This is a genomic window from Bradyrhizobium sp. USDA 4461, from assembly GCF_054055655.1.
This window is the reverse complement of the sequence record NZ_JBSRXM010000001.1, coordinates 2,919,602-2,935,377: the sequence shown is the minus strand read 5'-3', so window position 1 is coordinate 2,935,377 and position 15,776 is coordinate 2,919,602. Positions and strand designations below refer to the sequence as shown.

16 protein-coding genes and 1 tRNA gene are annotated in these 15,776 nt (G+C 65.0%); 10 read left to right on the top strand and 7 right to left on the bottom strand.

The window, feature by feature from the left end:
- Positions 1–129: 129 nt before the first annotated feature.
- Positions 130–206 (bottom strand) — tRNA-Arg (locus ACVINW_RS13650).
- Positions 207–321: 115 nt separating this feature from the next.
- Positions 322–1,827: a flavin-containing monooxygenase gene (locus ACVINW_RS13645; RefSeq protein ID WP_456751771.1), complete on the bottom strand. Its 1,506-nt coding sequence runs from the start codon at positions 1,825–1,827 to the stop codon at positions 322–324.
- An 84-nt stretch (positions 1,828–1,911) separates the two neighbouring features.
- On the opposite strand from ACVINW_RS13645, the gene ACVINW_RS13640 reads away from it, so the two are divergent.
- The 3 genes from ACVINW_RS13640 (at position 1,912) to ACVINW_RS13630 (ending at position 4,708) form a co-directional block, all read left to right on the top strand.
- Positions 1,912–2,562, top strand: coding sequence for a TetR/AcrR family transcriptional regulator (locus ACVINW_RS13640; RefSeq protein ID WP_456751770.1), 651 nt, complete (start codon positions 1,912–1,914; stop codon positions 2,560–2,562).
- 204 nt (positions 2,563–2,766) lie between these two features.
- Positions 2,767–3,864: a helix-turn-helix transcriptional regulator gene (locus ACVINW_RS13635; RefSeq protein ID WP_456751769.1), complete on the top strand. Its 1,098-nt coding sequence runs from the start codon at positions 2,767–2,769 to the stop codon at positions 3,862–3,864.
- Positions 3,865–4,069: 205 nt separating this feature from the next.
- Positions 4,070–4,708 (top strand): hypothetical protein, encoded by a 639-nt coding sequence (locus tag ACVINW_RS13630; protein WP_456751768.1) that lies wholly within the window; start codon positions 4,070–4,072, stop codon positions 4,706–4,708.
- 71 nt (positions 4,709–4,779) lie between these two features.
- Here the strand turns inward: ACVINW_RS13630 and ACVINW_RS13625 are convergent, their stop codons facing one another.
- The 3 genes from ACVINW_RS13625 to ACVINW_RS13615 are packed head-to-tail and all read right to left on the bottom strand — an operon-like array spanning position 4,780 to position 6,454.
- Positions 4,780–5,202 carry a CAP domain-containing protein gene (locus ACVINW_RS13625; RefSeq protein ID WP_456751767.1) on the bottom strand — a complete coding sequence of 141 codons (423 nt, stop codon included), beginning with the start codon at positions 5,200–5,202 and terminating at the stop codon, positions 4,780–4,782.
- A 21-nt stretch (positions 5,203–5,223) separates the two neighbouring features.
- Entirely contained in the window at positions 5,224–5,457 is a 234-nt protein-coding gene (locus tag ACVINW_RS13620) for a hypothetical protein (protein ID WP_456751766.1), read from the bottom strand.
- A complete protein-coding gene (locus ACVINW_RS13615; RefSeq protein ID WP_456751765.1) occupies positions 5,438–6,454 on the bottom strand; it encodes a 2-dehydropantoate 2-reductase in 1,017 nt (338 codons plus the stop codon). The genes ACVINW_RS13620 and ACVINW_RS13615 overlap by 20 nt, the downstream gene beginning before the upstream one ends.
- Positions 6,455–6,614: 160 nt before the next feature.
- Between ACVINW_RS13615 and ACVINW_RS13610 the strand changes: the two genes are divergently transcribed.
- Together ACVINW_RS13610 and ACVINW_RS13605 are read left to right on the top strand one after the other, a co-directional pair.
- Positions 6,615–7,235, top strand: coding sequence for a YidB family protein (locus ACVINW_RS13610; protein ID WP_456751764.1), 621 nt, complete (start codon positions 6,615–6,617; stop codon positions 7,233–7,235).
- Positions 7,236–7,271: 36 nt separating this feature from the next.
- Complete coding sequence (locus ACVINW_RS13605; protein WP_021080200.1) at positions 7,272–7,550, top strand: GlsB/YeaQ/YmgE family stress response membrane protein; 279 nt, start codon at positions 7,272–7,274, stop codon at positions 7,548–7,550.
- Positions 7,551–7,733: 183 nt separating this feature from the next.
- Here ACVINW_RS13605 and ACVINW_RS13600 read toward each other — a convergent pair whose 3' ends face one another.
- On the bottom strand, positions 7,734–8,516 hold the full coding sequence (locus ACVINW_RS13600) for an SDR family NAD(P)-dependent oxidoreductase (RefSeq protein ID WP_456751763.1): 783 nt from the start codon (positions 8,514–8,516) through the stop codon (positions 7,734–7,736).
- A 104-nt stretch (positions 8,517–8,620) separates the two neighbouring features.
- Positions 8,621–9,382, bottom strand: a complete 762-nt coding sequence (locus ACVINW_RS13595; protein ID WP_456751762.1) for an N-acyl homoserine lactonase family protein — start codon at positions 9,380–9,382, stop codon at positions 8,621–8,623.
- 193 nt (positions 9,383–9,575) lie between these two features.
- Between ACVINW_RS13595 and ACVINW_RS13590 the strand changes: the two genes are divergently transcribed.
- The 5 genes from ACVINW_RS13590 to ACVINW_RS13570 all read left to right on the top strand — a co-directional run bounded on the left by ACVINW_RS13590 (position 9,576) and on the right by ACVINW_RS13570 (position 15,755).
- Positions 9,576–11,204 carry an AMP-binding protein gene (locus tag ACVINW_RS13590; RefSeq protein WP_456751761.1) on the top strand — a complete coding sequence of 543 codons (1,629 nt, stop codon included), beginning with the start codon at positions 9,576–9,578 and terminating at the stop codon, positions 11,202–11,204.
- A 15-nt stretch (positions 11,205–11,219) separates the two neighbouring features.
- Positions 11,220–12,434, top strand: coding sequence for an ABC transporter substrate-binding protein (locus ACVINW_RS13585; protein ID WP_456751760.1), 1,215 nt, complete (start codon positions 11,220–11,222; stop codon positions 12,432–12,434).
- A 44-nt stretch (positions 12,435–12,478) separates the two neighbouring features.
- Positions 12,479–13,612, top strand: coding sequence for an NADH:flavin oxidoreductase/NADH oxidase (locus ACVINW_RS13580; RefSeq protein WP_456751759.1), 1,134 nt, complete (start codon positions 12,479–12,481; stop codon positions 13,610–13,612).
- Between the two features lie 2 nt (positions 13,613–13,614).
- On the top strand, positions 13,615–14,457 hold the full coding sequence (locus ACVINW_RS13575; protein ID WP_456751758.1) for an IclR family transcriptional regulator: 843 nt from the start codon (positions 13,615–13,617) through the stop codon (positions 14,455–14,457).
- Positions 14,458–14,687: 230 nt separating this feature from the next.
- The gene (locus ACVINW_RS13570) at positions 14,688–15,755 is read left to right on the top strand and encodes an acyl-CoA dehydrogenase family protein (RefSeq protein WP_456751757.1); all 1,068 of its coding nucleotides are present in this window, start codon (positions 14,688–14,690) and stop codon (positions 15,753–15,755) included.
- Positions 15,756–15,776: the final 21 nt, after the last annotated feature.

The window sequence follows — 15,776 nt, the reverse complement described above, 5'->3', positions numbered from 1 at the left end:
CGAGAACATTGGCTCAGCCGTTATCATCGCCGCCGACCGAGCGTCCAGCGAAACCCGCCAACGCAGTTGCCGGAACCTGGCCTCGTGGGGACATTGCGGTATTGGAAGGGCCAATTGCGTTTGGCGGACTGGCGATCCCGGGAAGACTCGAACTTCCGACCTACGGTTTAGGAAACCGTCGCTCTATCCGGCTGAGCTACGGGACCGCGAACCCGCGGCGAAGCATGCGGGGTGCCATCCCATAGCAGAGGCGAGGCGTGATCGCCAGCCCGCGCCACATCGGGCGCGCGAAGTTGCCCGGAGTTTCGCTGTTTCTAAGTGCTACGCCACCTGCCGTGCCGAGCCGGATGCCGGAGTCACCGCCGCCGCCCGGCGCGGCGGCAGAAACTCGATCGCCTCATCCTTGAGCGAGCCGAAGCGCAGCGTCATGATATCGAGCGCATAGTTCTGATAGAGCCGCCACGGCCGGCGCGAGCCCTGCTTGGGGAACCTGGCCGCCGCACGCTGGATATAGCCCGAGGAGAAATCCACCCAGGGCAGTTCGGCGACATCAGGATCGTTCCGCCGCGGCGTGACTTGCGCGTAGCCATTCGTCTTCATGTGGTTGAGCATTCGGCAGACATATTCGCAGGTCAGGTCGCATTTCAGCGTCCAGGATGCGTTGGTGTAGCCGAACGCGGCGGCGAGGTTCGGCACGCCGGAATACATCAGCCCCTTGTAGTTCATGGTTTTGGACAGATCGACCGGCGCGCCGTCGACCTTGATCTCGAGCCCGCCGAGCACCTGGAGATCGAGGCCGGTTGCGGTGACCACGACATCGGCGTCGAGCACACTGCCGCTCCTGAGCTTGATACCCTCACGCGTGAAAGTCTCGATCTGGTCGGTGACGACGGAGGAGGCGCCGCTGCGCAAGGATTGAAAGAGATCGCCGTTCGGCACCAGGCAGAGCCGCTGGTCCCACGGATTGTAGCGCGGCGTGAAATGGGTGGCGACGTCGTAGTCGGGGCCGAGCGCGTGGCGCACGCCGCCCAGGATCAGCTTCTTCACCCGCTCCGGATCGCGCTTGCAGAGCCGGTAGAAATACATGCCGAACAGCACGTTCTTCCAGCGCGTGAGGCCGTAGGCGAGTTTTGCCGGCAGCCGCGCCCGCAGCCAGTTGGCGACCTTGTCCTCGTCCGGACGCGCCACGACGTAGGTCGGCGAACGCTGCAACATCGTGACATGGGCTGCGGTCTTGGCCATTTCCGGCACCAGCGTCACCGCGGTCGCGCCGCTGCCGATCACCACCACCTTCTTGCCGGCATAGTCGATGTCGTCGGTCCATTGCTGCGGATGGACGACGCGGCCGGCGAAATCGGCGATGCCGGGGAAGTCGGGCGTGTAGCCGTGCTCGTATTTGTAGTAGCCGCTGCACATGAACAGGAAGCCGCAGGTGAAGCGCTCGATCGTCTTCTCCGGCCCGCGCTCGACCTCAACCGTCCATTGCGACTCCGCCGACGACCAGTCGGCGCGCACGACGCGGTGGTTGAAGCGGATGTTTTTGTCGATGCCGTGGACGCGCGCGGTCTCGCGCACGTAATTCAGGATCGAGGGACCATCGGCGATCGCCTTCGGCTCGGTCCACGGCCGGAACGAATAGCCGAGCGTGTACATGTCGGAGTCGGAGCGGATGCCGGGATAGCGGAACAGATCCCAGGTGCCGCCGATGCAATCGCGGCCTTCAAGGATAGCGTAGCTGCGGTCCGGGCAATTGGCCTGCAAATGATAGCCGGCGCCGATGCCCGACAGGCCCGCGCCCACGATCAACACGTCGAAATGAGCGGACATGCCCTGACCCTCCCGTGACAGTATTGACAATGCCAATTGTCAGATAGCTTGACATCTGACAATGCATCGTGTCAATAGGCTTTCATGGCAAGCAGCCGGAAAGCCCGCCTCTACGGCGGCATGGACGCCGAGGAACGCCGCGCCGAACGACGGCTCAAGCTGATCGATGCGGCGATCGAGGTCTATGGCGAGGTCGGCTATCGCGGCGCGACCGTGAAGGCGATCTGCGAGGCGGCCGAGCTCACCGAGCGCTATTTCTACGAATCCTTCGCCAACAGCGAGGCGCTGCTGATCGCGGCCTATAATCATGTCGTTGGCCACCTCCACGAGGAGATGACGGCGGCCGCCGCGTCCGGCAGTGACGATCCCGAGGCAAGGCTGCGCGCTGCGCTGACGCTGTATTTCACGCGGCTGAAGCAGCACCCGAAGCCGGCGCGGGTCTTCCTGCTGGAGATTTCCGGCATCAGTCCCGCGGTCGATGCCGTCAAGCTCGACGCGCTGCGCGTCTTCAGCGACATCCTGGTCCCACCGGCACGCGATCCGAAAGGCAGCGACAGGGGCGCTGCGGCCACGCTGCTCTCGATCGGCATGGTCGGCGCCGTGATCTCGATCGCGCTGCGCTGGGTGTCGAAGCAATATCCGCAGGCCGTCGAGGATGTCGTCGCGATCGCGGCCAGCTTCTGCCGCGTGGCGCTGGCCGAGGCCGACCTCCGTGAGGATGGTCACTCATCGTAGCGGCCGGATCGTACCAGCCGGCCGGCCTCGCCGATTTTCGATCATGTTTCGCCAAACTCTGTGGGCACGCCCGCTCGGCATGTGATCGATTTCACTTGCATGTCAGCGGGCCCGGGTTCTCTTATGCCCGGTACCGGGCGAAAGAGGCGCGACCTGTTTCGCTTTACGAAACAAGCAAACTCTGCATAGGGCGGAGCTGAACCTTTGGTCGACCTGCACAGGCTTGACGATGTGACCGCGCGCCTCGGCGACGTGGTGCTCGATCCGACGACCTGGCCGTCCTTCATGGACGAGGTCTGCGCCGCCGTCGGTGCGACCGGGGCTGCGATGCTTCAGAGCGATATCCGCACCGAAGACATCCCGCGCACGGAATCGATCACCGACTATTTCACCAAGACCTACTTCCCCAATAACCTGCATTTGTCCGACATCCGCGCGGCGCGCGGCGTGCCGCTGATCCTCGCCGGCACCAACGTCATCACCGATGCGGACCTGTTCGAGTCCGAGACCGACATGTTGCGCGATCCGCTCTACGCCTCGCTCGGCGAGTTCGGATTGAAATGGTTTGCCGCCATCGGCTTTCGCTCCGGCCCGGCCTTGTGGGGACTGACCATCCAGCGCACGCCGAAGGAGGGCATGTTCGACGCCGACGAGGTCAAGGCGCTCTCGCGGGTGTCGGCGCGGCTGACCGAAGCGGCGACGCTCTCCGCCGCCGTCGGCCGTTCCGCGTTGTCGGGCATCACCAGCGCGCTCGACCTGATCCAGGTCGCGGCAATCGCCGTCGGCCGCTTCGGCGCCGTCATCGGCATGAACGGCCAGGCGGAAGCCTGCCTGGGCCACGACCTTGCGATCCGCAACAACCGTCTCACCCTGCTCGACCGGCAGGCCAACGCCGATCTGACCAGGCTGATCGATCAACTGGCCCACAGCTCGGACCTGCACCCGCTCCCGTCGTCGCCGATCGTGGTGCGCAGGATCGACAAACGGCCGATCGTGATCCAGATGCAGCCGGTGCCTCCTGCCGCGCGCTCGCCCTTCCTGGGCGCGCGCGCGATCCTCCTGATCCGCGATCTGGAAGGCAGCGCCGCGTTCGATCAGGCACTGCTGGCGGCGACCTTCGAGCTGACGCCGGCACAGGCGCGGCTCGCGACGCGGCTCGCGCGCGGCGATTCAGTCGAAGCGGCCGCGCAGGAAGCCGGCATTGCCCTCGCCACCGCGCGCAATCAGCTGAAGACGATCTTCCAGAAGACGGGCACGCATCGGCAGGCCGAGCTCGTCGCATTGCTGCACCGCGTGAAGTGAACGATTCAAGTCGAATTGTTCCGATGGTCATTCGGCTTCGGATCAGAATTCTTTAATTATTTCAATACCGCGCGGCTGTGTTCCATCAGACACAGCGGCTGGCGTGGCGGTCCACAGGCGCGCAAAATCGTGGGGTTCCCGGGGTGACAAGCGTCACTAAAATGGCGACAATCTGCTCACTCTGTGTCGTTCGGATTTGGTTGCAATGTCCGTGATGCCGTCACGATCATCGACGTTGGCTGTTGCCGTTTTCGTCGCCGCCTGCGCGCTGACGACGAGCGCGCACGCACAATGGTGGCGCAGCGCCCCGAAGGACTTCGAGGATTGCGCCGACCTCGCCGAGAAGGCGAAGACCAGGGAAGACAGGACCGCGCAACTTGCCGATTGCAACGCCAAGTTTGCCGGACGCCGCAAGCCAGGCGGTGGCTACACCTATTACGACTTCATGCAGGATCGCAGCTTCGACATCGCCGGCCCCAACCCGACGCCGGACGAGCAGAAGAAGATCGACCAGGAATATACCGGCTATCTCGAGAAGGAGCGCCGCTCGAGCATCGTCGCGGCGTTCAACGCCAAGCAGCTGGAGCGGCAGGAACAGCAGCAGCCGCAGATTCAGCAGGCGTCATTGCAGAGCGAACCGGCGAAAGTCCCCGTGCCGGTCGCAAGGCCGACCAAACCGCGGGCCGCGGCCACTCCTCTTCCCCGGGTGCGGCCGCAGGCGGGGAGCTGCGTGAAAGGCACGTTCTCCTGCGAATGGCCGCGGCTTTCCGAGGGGCTGGATGGCTTGAAGAAGCTGTTCACGCCGGCCTCGCCGACACCAACCAAGCTGGCCAAACGAAACTAACGTCTCTTCATCGTCGACGCGTTTTCTTCACGCGAACCGGGATCCACTTCGCTCGAAAACGCTACGCTGCGTCAGTCGGTGATCACCATCGCCCAGAACCTGCGGTACGGCGACTTCGGATTGTCGACGAACGCGACGCCGACGCGCTTGGCGCCCGGCATCAGCAGGTTCTCGCGATGGCCCGGCGAATTCTCCCACTGCTTCAGCATCTCGGCGAAGGCGATGAACCCGGCACCGATATTCTCCGCGGCGCGTTGCTTCTTGAGCGGCGCGATGCGCCTAAAGAAGCTGCCGTCCGCGGAATGGCTGACCGAGCCGGTCGCCGACATCGCCTGCGCCTGCTTCAGCGCCATCGCATTCAGCTTCGCGTCGAGCGTCACCGCGGGCATGCGGTTGGCACGCCGGTAGGCACTGATCGAACCGGCATAATCGGCGGCGCCGGCCGTCGTGCTGACGCCGAGCACGAAGGTGAGCGCGAGGACGAGCGGCTTCATTGAGATCTTCTCTGCGGTGGATCAGCGCGCGCGACTGCGCTTGTGGTGGCGATGCGTGACCGGTTTGCGCGCAGCCATGGCCGATCGGCTCGTTGCCGCGGCAGCCGCCGCGCGCTGCTCCTGCAAGCGCGCATCATAGCCCGGCGATGGTGCCACGGTCGGCGGCGCCGCGCGCGCCGGGCCCAAGCCCAGCGCAACAAGCATGAGCAGCATGATGCAAGATCGTTGCATGATGTCACCTCCTCGGTTGTTCATCGCGGATCTGCTCCGGCGTCAGCCCGGGCGATCCCTTGCCGTCGGCCTCCGCCTTCCGGATCAGCGTGATGATCCGGCGCGACAACGGAGCCTGAAGGCCGCGGCGATCCGCGATCGCAACGATCACGCCTTGCAGATAGTCGATCTCGGTGCGGCGCCCGCGCTGCAGGTCTTCCCACATCGAGGAGCGCGCCTCGGGGTCGATCTTCATGGTGCGGCCGAGCAGCACGTCGAACAGCGCGTCCGGCAGCCGCAACAAAGGCGGCATCCAGCTCGACGGCAGCGGCGTCGGCGACACCGGCGCGATGCCTTCGGCGCGCACCGCGGCCAAGCCTTCGGCCATCTGGTCGGCGAACAATTGTCGCCAGCCGCGCTGCGCGAGCTGTCGTCGTAGCGGAATATTGGACAGCGCATTGAGCGCGTTGTTGAGATTGACGATCAGCTTGCCCCACTGCACGCCATCGATATTGGAGGTCGCCTTGATCGCAAGGCCCGGCACCGAGAGCCGCGCCGCAGTGCCGGAATCATCCCGCGCGATCACGATGTCGCCTGAGGTCGAGCGATGGAAGCGCCCATCGCCGAGCGCGACCACGTTGAACGGCACCATGCCGCCGAGCACCTTGCGGTCCGGCAGGCGGTCGCGCAGCAGCGGCAGGTTGCCGACGCCATTTTGCAGGCTGACCACCGCGGCGTCGGCGGGTGCGTGGCGTGCGATCAATTCCGCGATCTCTCCGGTATCGGCGCTCTTCACCGTCACCAGCACGGTCTGGGCATCGCGCAGCACTGCCGGATCGTCGGACAGAATCAGCCGGTCGGCAGATACCATCCGCTCCGAGCCGTCGAAACTGCTGAGCCGCAAGCCGTTGCCCGTGATCTCCTGGATCAACCGCGGCCGCGCCAGCAGCGCGACGCGACGACCCTTAGCCGCGAGCATACCGCCGACGAAACAGCCGATGCTTCCGGCGCCCGCAATCCCGATTGGCCGGTCCGCGTTCATCTGGCTAAACGTCCGCTCATCAAGTCTCTAGCGGACGTCGATAGCAGACCTGGGGTTGCCTGCCTATTCGATGCGCCGCGGCCCGGGTGGTCCGCCTTGTAACCGTCATGGGCCGAAGCTATGTTTCCGGCTCGGGGCACGGTTGCGGCAGGAGACGATCATGGGTCTACTCGACGTACTCAACGGCATGCAGAACGGGCCCCGCGGTCCGAGCGCGCCGAGCACATCATCCGACAGCTCCAGCGGCGGCGGGATGTCGCCGATGACGATGGCCATCCTGGCGCTGCTCGCCTGGAAGGCGGTCAAGCATTTCTCCGGCGGTCAGCCGGGTGCGGGCGAGCCTGAGCCGAAGCCGGCGCAAGCGCCGTCGCTGCCCGGCAACGTCACCGCGAGCCTGCCCGGCGACACGCCCCTGCCCGGCGGCGCCAGCGGTGGCGGGCTTGGCGATCTGCTCAAGGGCGGCCTGGGCGGACTTCTCGCCGGCGGCGCGGCCGGCACGGTGCTCAGCGGCGGCCTCGGCGATCTGCTCAATCAATTGCAGCAGAAGGGCCATGGCGATGCGGCCAATTCCTGGGTCAGCAACGGGCCCAACAAGCAGATCGCGCCCGGCGATCTCGCCAACGCGCTCGGCGCCGACCAGATCGACTCGCTGGCGTCGCAGAGCGGCATGTCGCGCGACCAATTGCTGCAGGGCCTCAGCCAATACCTGCCCGACGCGATCAATCATCTGACGCCGGACGGCCGGCTGCCGAGCGGCGACGAGCTGAACCGCAGGCTTTAGCGGCAGCGTTGATTCCATCTGAGGAGGACGACAGTCATGGGCGGCATCATCTGGGTCATCATCGTCGGCTTTGTCGCGGGGATCATCGCGCGGTTCCTGTCACCGGGGCCGAATAATCCAAGCGGCTTCATTCTCACCACCGTGCTCGGCATCGCCGGCGCGTTTCTCGCGACCTTCATCGGCCAGGCGATCGGCCATTACGGCCCCGAACAAGGCGCCGGCTTCATCACCGCCACGATCGGCGCGCTGGTGGTGTTGTTCATCTGGAATCGGCTGGTCGCGGCGCGCGTGATCCCGGATATCGGCAACAAGTGACGGCGAAGGCGCCATCCCGGAGAGATGCATCACTCTGACTTGCTCAGTGTCATCACCCGCGCATGCGGGTGATCCAGTATTCCAGAGACTGCAGTGCTAGAGCCGAGTGGGCGCGGCGTACTGGATCGCCCGGTCGAGCCGGGCGAGGACAGCGGTAGATGAGGATATAGCCTCACATTCGGCTCACTGAATGAGATGCATGCCGGCATCCATGCGGACGAACTCGCCGGTCATGTTGCTCGACGCGGGGCTGGCCAGGAAGCAGACCAGATTGGCGATGTCCTCGGCGGTCGAGGCAACCTTCAGCGGCACCCGCGCGACCACGGCATCGCGCACCTGCTTGGCGCCATCAGCGCCGCGGCCCTTGGTGAACCAGGGCGTATCGATATAACCCGGGCATACCGTGTTGACGCGGATCAACGGTGCCAGCGCGCGCGCCAGCGACTGCGTCATGGTGTTGAGCGCGCCCTTGCTCGCGGCATAGGCGACCGACGAACCGCCGCCGGAAATGCCGGCGACCGAGGAGACGTTGACCACCGCCGAGGGACGGCCGGAGGTCTTGGCGCCGGCTTCGAGCAAAGCGCGCGCGGCACGGACCATCTGGAACGGACCGATGGTGTTGACTGCATAGATGCGCTGAAAATCCTCCGCGGTCAGGCCGTCGAGATCGTGATGCGGCACATGCTTGGTGGTGCCGGCATTGTTGACCAGCACGTCGAGGCGGCCCCAGCCCTGCGCAGCGGCGGCGATTGTCTTGCAATCCTCATCGCGCGAGACGTCGCCCTGCACCACCAGCACCTCGGCGCCCTGCTTGCGGCAGGCTTCCGCGGTCGCCTCGGCTTCCGCCTTGCTGTTGGAATAGTTGATGATGAGGCGCGCGCCCGGCGTGGCGAGGATTTGCGCAGTCGCGGCGCCGAGTCCCGACGCCGACCCCGTCACGATCGCGCACAAACCATCCTTGGACATCTGCATTTTCCTTGTTGTTGTAAGCCAGATGATCTCCGGCGGTGGCACACCATATCGCGCGGCACAGCATCTGCAAACAGCGCGAAGCTCTCAGATACGAGGCCTCACGTATACGCGTTCGGCCCCTTTTGCAGGCCGGCCCACTGCGCCTCGTCATGGCCGCAGATGATCTTGACGCCCGACGCCTCGAGCCTGGCGATCTCGTCGAGCGATTTCAGGAATTGATCGACATCGAGGCTGTTCCGGGGCGAGACCCGCTGGTCGAGATTGGCGCGCACGCTGAGCGCGTCGGACGCCAGCAGATATTCGCCGCTCTTGTCGAGCTTGACCAGCGCGCCGGTCGTGCCCTTCGAATGTCCCGGCAGCGGGATCAGCGTCAGTTTGCCATCGCCGAACACGTCCATCTGCCGATCGAAGATCTCCATCTTCAGCGGATGATCCCAATCCGCCTTGATGTATCCGCGATCGAACGCGTTGTCGGCATTCGCGGCCTCGATCTCGAGCGCGTGGACGAAGATCGTCGCCTTCTTGAAAAAGGCGTTGCAGCCGCAATGATCGGTGTGCAGGTGAGAGCAGATCACCACGTCGATATCATCAGAACCAAGTCCGACGGCCTTCAGGCTCGTCAGCACGTGATCGTCCGCCGGCATGATCGGGCGCATGTATTTGGCGAGCATGCCGAGCCGCCCCTCGGGATCGGTGGCGACATCGGGATGGCATCCGGTGTCGAACAGCACGTTGCCCTGCGTATGCCGCAACAGCACGCAGGACACCGGAAGGTCGATCGTCGCGCCACGCGGCGCATCAGGCAGATAGGTCCGCTTCGACATCTGCAGACGGCCGCCCGACAACATATGCATCTTCATCTCGTTACCTCCCGATTCGCCTTCAAACTACATATGAGTTTTTTGGAAACTCATAACGGATTTGACAGCACGTTACTCGCCCCTATAGCTTCCGCGCAACGCCGCGATCGCGGCAACGCGCTCAACGAAGCAGCACCCGCAGGCCGGCATCGTTGACGTCGACCCGCGGCCGTCAGGGGAAACATTCGCGACGATGTACACCGTCTTCAACGTGTTCGCTGCGACCGCAGATGCTGCGGCGTTCAAACCCTTTCTCTGCATTCCCGCGCGTCCCAACCGCACATACTTTCCCGACGGCGTCGAACTGTCCTATGGCGACATTGCGCGGCAGGTCTGCGCATTGCGCGACCGGTACCGCACGTCGGGCTTCGGCCATGGACATCGCGCCTGCCTGCTGCTGGAGAACCGGCCCGATTTCATCGTGCACTGGCTGGCGCTCAACAGCCTTGGCGTCTCGATCGTCCCGATCAATCCGGCCTATCGCGCGGCGGAAATCGAATATCTCATTGCGCATGCCGAGCCCGATTTGATCGTCACGCTGCACGGTCAGACGGAGTTGCAGAAGGCGTTGACCGGCGCGGTGCCCGTGCTTGAGGTGTCCGGTGATGACCTCGGCGCGAGCCTGGCGCAAATCCCGTTTGCCAGGCGGCCGCCACCGCGTACCGGCGAACCGGGAAGCGAAACCGAGGCCGCCCTGCTCTACACCTCGGGCACCACGGCGCGGCCGAAGGGCTGCATCCTGACCAACGAATACGTGGTCTCGACCGGCCGCTGGTACGTCAGCCACGGCGGCGAGGCGACGTATCACATGGGAACGGAGCGTCTCTACAGCCCGCTGCAGCTATTCCACATGGCCGGCCTGACGCTGACTCCGATCGCGATGATGCTGACCGGCGGCTGCCTGATCCTCCCCGAACGCTTCAACGCGAAATTCGCCTGGCGCGACATCGTCGCGTGCCGCGCCAGCGTACTGCACTATCTCGGCGTGATCGTCGCGGCCTTGCTGGCGCAGCCGGAAACGCCGGACGAGACAGCGCATGCGCTGCGCTTCTCGATGGGCGTCGGCGCCAATCCCGAGCAGCGCGCGCGGGCCCGCGACCGCTTCGGCATCGCCTTCGTCGAGGGCTGGGGCATGACCGAGACCGGACGCAGTCCGTTCAACACCATCGAACCGCGCCACCTCGAGACCAACACGATCGGCCGCAGCGCGCCCGGCCTCGAAATGACGATCCTCGATGCCGACGGCCATGCGCTGCCGCCGGGCGCGGTCGGCGAACTCTGCGTGCGCCATTCGGAAGCGACGCCGCGGCGCGGCTTCTTCTCCGGCTATCTGAAAGACCCCGAGGCCACCGAGCACGCCTGGCGCGGCGGTTGGTTTCACACCGGCGACAGCGCCTGGCAGCATCCGGATGGCGCCTTCGTGTTCGTCGACCGGTTGAAGCATCTGGTCCGGCGCGCCGGCGAGAACATCTCGGCCGCCGAGGTCGAGGCCGTGCTGACGACGTCGCCGCTGGTCAAGCAGGCCGCGGTTGTTGCCGCGCACGATCCGATCCGCGACGAAGAGGTCGCGGCTTTCATCGTGATCAACGATGGCGCTGACGCTTCCCACAAGCTTGCGCAGGACATCTTCCGTTTCTGCCGCGAACGCCTGGCGCCGTTCAAGCTGCCGGCGTGGATCGCCTTCGTGGCCGAGCTGCCGCTGACCTCGACCAACAAGATCCAGAAGCACGTGCTGCTCGGCGCCGACAGGGACCCGCTGTCGCATCCGGGCATGATCGACCTGCGACAAGACAAGACCAAGGCCATAAGGCAATCGAACTAGAGGAAACCAGGGACAATGACACCGAGTTACGGATGGATCGCCGCGAGCGCTGCAATCCTCTCAGTCGCCTTCGCCGCGCCATCGCACGCGCAGATCTCCGACGACATGGTCAAGATCGGCGTGCTGACCGATCAGGCCGGGCTGTATGCCGACGCGGCCGGCCCCGGCGCGGTCGAAGCGGTCCGGATGGCGATTGCGGATTTCGGCGGCAAGGTGCTGGGCAAGCCGATCGCGATGGTCGATGCCGACCATCAGAACAAGGCTGATATCGGCGCCGGCATCGCGCGGCGCTGGTACGAGCAGGAGAATGTCGACGTCATCGTCGATTTCGCCAATTCCGCGGTCGCCTTCGCGGTGCTCGAGCTCACCAAGCAGAAGAACAAGGCGATGCTGGTGTCGTCGGCCGGCTCTTCAGACCTGACCGGAAAGGGCTGCTCGCCGAATTCGGTGCAATGGACCTACAACACCTATGCGCTCGCCAACAGCACGGTGCGGGCGCTGGCCAAATCAGGCGCCAGGAGCTGGTACTTCGTCACGGTCGACTACGCCTTCGGCCACGCCTTGCGCAACGACGCCGCCAAGACCGTGGAGAAGGTCGGCGGCAGCATCGCCGGCGAAGTGCGGCATCCGCTCAACAGCATGGATTTCTCGTCCTATCTGCTGCAGGCCCAGAGCTCGAAGGCCGACGTGATCGCCTTTGCCAACACCGGCGGCGACCTCGCCAATTCGATCCGGCAGGCGCAGGAGTTCGGCATGGCGCAGAAGCAGAAGCTCGCAGCCTTCCTGATGCAGACCAGCGACATCCACGCCATCGGTTTGCAGGCCGCCCAGGGCCTGCAGCTCGCGACCGCGTTCTACTGGGATCTCGACGACAAGACCCGCGACTTCGCCGCGCGCTTCATGGCCAGGACCAAGAAGCGGCCGACCATGGTGCAGGCCGGTCTCTACTCCGCGGTCATGACCTATCTCAAGGCGATCGAGAAGTCCGGCACCGACGACGGCCCCAAGGTGATCGCGCAGATGAAGGACATGCCGATCGATGATTTCTTTGCCCGCAACGCATTCCTGCGCGAGGACGGCCAGCTGATCCACGACATGTATCTGGTGCAGGTGAAATCGCCGGCGGAATCCAAGGGCGCCTGGGATTACGAGAAGCTGGTTCAGGTCATTCCGGGCAAGGAAGCGTTCGCGACATCAGAGGAAAGCGCCTGTCCGCTGCTGAAGAAATGATGGCTCTGACGAATCCGCAAACCACAAGCAAGGCTGGACATCGCATGACCGAACTGCCGCTGCTGTTTACCCCGCTGCGACTGCGCGACCTCGAACTGAAGAACCGGATCATGGTCTCGCCGATGGCGACCTATTCGGCGCGCGAGGGACGTGCCACCGATTGGCACACCGCGCATATCGGCAAGCTCGCCGCCGGCGGCGCTGGTCTCGTGTTCGTCGAGCAGAGCTCGGTGAACACCCAGGGCCGCATCACCCATGGCTGCCTCGGCATCTGGGATGATGCGCATATCGCCGACCATGCCGCCCTCGCCGCGCTGATCCACGGTTTCAACGCCAAGGCCGCGATCCAGATCGCCCATGGCGGCCGCAAGGGCTCGTCGCAGCGGCCGTGGGAAGGCGGCAATCCGCTCGGCGAGGCCGACATCAAGGCGCGCGGCGAAGGCCCGTGGCAGATCGCGGCCTCGAGCGGCATTCCGTTCGATGAGGGCTGGCCCGCGCCGCAGATGATGACGTCAGAGCAAATCGACGCCCTGGTGGATGACTACCGCCAGGCGTTCCGCCGGGCCAGGGCCGCCGGATACGACGTCATCGAGCTACACTGCGCGCACGGCTATTTGATGCACTCGTTCCTGTCGCCGCTCGCTAACAACCGCAACGACGAGTATGGCGGCTCGCGCGAGAACCGCATGCGCCTGCCGCTGCGGATCGCCGCAATCATGCGCGAGGAATGGCCGGATCATCTGCCGGCCTTCGTTCGCATCTCGTCGGTCGACGGCGTCGACATCGGCTGGTCGATCGAGGACTCGGTTGCGTTTGCGCGCGAGTTGAAGGCGATCGGGATCGACATGGTGGACTGCTCGTCGGGCGGCATGAAACTGCCGCGCGGCAATTCGCTGGTGTCGCGCACCCCCGGCTTTCAGGTGCCGTTCGCCGAGCGTATCCAGAACGAAGCCGGCATCCCGACGGTGGCGGTCGGGTTGATCCGCGAGCCGGACTACGCCGAAGCCATCTTGCGGGACGGCAAGGCGACGCTTATTGCGCTCGGCCGCGAACTGCTGTGGAATCCGAACTGGCCCGCGCAGACCGCACTTGCGCTCGGCTGCGATCCCGAGTGGACCAGTTGGCCCGAGCAATATGGCTGGTGGCTGAAGCGGCGAGTGGCACAGCAGGGACGATAACGATGCCGGTGGCGAAGAAAGATGCAGCGACGACCGACGTGGCTGCCGGCGCCCGGTCTTTCGATTTTCCCGGCGATACCTCGCGCGACCTGCCGAAGATGGACAATGCGGTCAAGTCGGCGCGGCGCGTGTTCGACGTACTCGAATTCTTCGAGGAGCACCAGCGCGCCGCCTCCGCCATCGAGGTCGCCGCCGCGCTGAAATTCCCGCAATCCAGTACCTCGGCGCTGATGCGGACCATGACCGCATTCGGCTATCTGCACTACGACACCAGCCGCCGCACCTATATCCCGACGCCGCGGATCTCGATGCTGGGGCACTGGCTGAGCCCGGCGCTGTTCACCAGGGGGCGCCTGGTCAATTTGATGGAGGAGCTCTCCGCGCGGACCGGCGAGACCATCATGCTCGCAGTGCGTAACGGGCTCAGCGCGCAATATGTCCATATCATTCAGGCCAAGCTGCCGATGCGGCTCTATGTCAAGGCCGGAACGCTGCGGCCGCTGGCACGCTCCGCGTCGGGTTACGCGCTGCTGTCGGCCTACCCGGACAAGGAGGTCCGCCGCCTGGTGCGCCTGATCAACGCCAACGAGACCCGGCCGGACCGGCATGTCGACATCAAGGCCCTCATGCTCGAGCTGAAGAAGGTCCGCGCCAAGGGGCATGCCTTCTCGCTCGGCCTGGTCACGCCGGGCGCCGGCGCCGTTGCCATGAACCTGCCGCCGATTGCTGAGTCGAACGAGCCGCTGGTGCTGTGCGTGGCCGGACTGAACGACGCGCTGGTCACCCAGGAGACCGAATTCGCCGACCTGATGCGGAAAGCGATCGAGTTTCATCTGGCGGACTGAACTGATGTCACCGACCGATTTACGATCGCGCGTGGCATACAAAACGAGGCGCGGCAAAGTTCACTCTGCGGAATTCATGTGCCGCGTCCGGCTTCATGCCGTCCGCGCAAGTGGCCCTGCGGGCAGCGCTTGTCACGGCTATGGCTTTTCCCCATCATTGAGCGCAAGACAACATCGCAAGCAGGGCACGGCCGAACGGCCGGCCCGAGCCAATCAACACGAGGAACGCTGTGGCGGAGAGTGAGAACATCGTCGCCGAGACCGCGGAAAAGATTTTCGCCGATCTCGCGGATGCCCAAACCATCAATCACGACAAGCAGGGCGCATGGAAAGCGCCGCTGTGGCAGGCGCTGACCGAAGCCGGCCTGCCGCTGTCCTGGGTGCCCGACGATCTCGGCGGTTCCGGTGCCAGTCTCGCCGAAGGCTTCAGCGTCCTCAATGTCGCCGGACGACATGCGATCGCTGTTCCGCTGGCCGAAACGATGCTGGCCGGCTGGCTGCTGACGCAGGGCAAGATCGCATCTCCCGAAGGCGAGATGACGGTCGTCCCGGCGAGCCCGAAGGACCGCGTCACGGTTGGCGCCGACGGCTCGCTCTCCGGCCGCGCCCGCGGCGTGCCGTTCGCGAAAGACGCAAAGCATTTTGCCGTGCTGGCTGATGGCAATGGTGGCGTGTCGGTTGCGCTGGTCGATGCCGCGAAGTGCCGGATCGAATCCGGGATCGGCCTTGGCGGCGATCACAACGACACCGTCACGCTCGACAAGGTGCAGCCGGTCACCACCAAGCCCGCGCCCAAGGGTTTTGACCAGACCACGCTGATGCTGATGGGCGGCGTGGTACGCAGCCTGCAGATCGCGGGCGCGCTGGAAGCGATGCTCGACATCTCCGTGCGCTACTCCAACGAGCGCGTCGCCTTCGAGAAGAAGATCTCGAAATTCCAGGCGGTGCAGCACAACCTCGCGCGCCTCGCCGGCGAAAACGCCGCGGCGCTGGCCGCCGCGACCTCGGCGGCGGATACCATCGTCAACGCGACCTCGCTCAATACCGACGCGGTGTTCCTCGAGGCGGCGTCGGCAAAAATCCGCTGCTCGGAAGCCGCCGAGAAGGGCAGCGGCATCGCGCATCAGGTGCATGGCGCGATCGGTTTCACCATCGAGCACATCCTGCACCGCTACTCGCTGCGCGCATTGGCATGGCGCGACGATTTCGGCTCGGAGAGCTACTGGGCGGTCGAGCTCGGCAAGCTCGTCGCCGAACGTGGCGCCGATGAATTGTGGCCGCTGGTGGCTTCGCGCTGAGATCAGGCAGAAAGATCAGGA

Excerpts from the sequence above, each read along its gene's own strand:
- ACVINW_RS13645 (WP_456751771.1), bottom strand. The coding sequence starts at position 1,827 with ATGTCCGCTCATTTCGACGTGTTGATCGTGGGCGCGGGCCTGTCGGGC.
- ACVINW_RS13640 (WP_456751770.1), top strand. The coding sequence starts at position 1,912 with ATGGCAAGCAGCCGGAAAGCCCGCCTCTACGGCGGCATGGACGCCGAG.
- ACVINW_RS13630 (WP_456751768.1), top strand. The coding sequence starts at position 4,070 with ATGTCCGTGATGCCGTCACGATCATCGACGTTGGCTGTTGCCGTTTTC.
- ACVINW_RS13625 (WP_456751767.1), bottom strand. The coding sequence starts at position 5,202 with ATGAAGCCGCTCGTCCTCGCGCTCACCTTCGTGCTCGGCGTCAGCACG.
- ACVINW_RS13620 (WP_456751766.1), bottom strand. The coding sequence starts at position 5,457 with ATGAACAACCGAGGAGGTGACATCATGCAACGATCTTGCATCATGCTG.
- ACVINW_RS13615 (WP_456751765.1), bottom strand. The coding sequence starts at position 6,454 with ATGAACGCGGACCGGCCAATCGGGATTGCGGGCGCCGGAAGCATCGGC.
- ACVINW_RS13610 (WP_456751764.1), top strand. The coding sequence starts at position 6,615 with ATGGGTCTACTCGACGTACTCAACGGCATGCAGAACGGGCCCCGCGGT.
- ACVINW_RS13605 (WP_021080200.1), top strand. The coding sequence starts at position 7,272 with ATGGGCGGCATCATCTGGGTCATCATCGTCGGCTTTGTCGCGGGGATC.
- ACVINW_RS13600 (WP_456751763.1), bottom strand. The coding sequence starts at position 8,516 with ATGTCCAAGGATGGTTTGTGCGCGATCGTGACGGGGTCGGCGTCGGGA.
- ACVINW_RS13595 (WP_456751762.1), bottom strand. The coding sequence starts at position 9,382 with ATGAAGATGCATATGTTGTCGGGCGGCCGTCTGCAGATGTCGAAGCGG.
- ACVINW_RS13590 (WP_456751761.1), top strand. The coding sequence starts at position 9,576 with ATGTACACCGTCTTCAACGTGTTCGCTGCGACCGCAGATGCTGCGGCG.
- ACVINW_RS13585 (WP_456751760.1), top strand. The coding sequence starts at position 11,220 with ATGACACCGAGTTACGGATGGATCGCCGCGAGCGCTGCAATCCTCTCA.
- ACVINW_RS13580 (WP_456751759.1), top strand. The coding sequence starts at position 12,479 with ATGACCGAACTGCCGCTGCTGTTTACCCCGCTGCGACTGCGCGACCTC.
- ACVINW_RS13575 (WP_456751758.1), top strand. The coding sequence starts at position 13,615 with ATGCCGGTGGCGAAGAAAGATGCAGCGACGACCGACGTGGCTGCCGGC.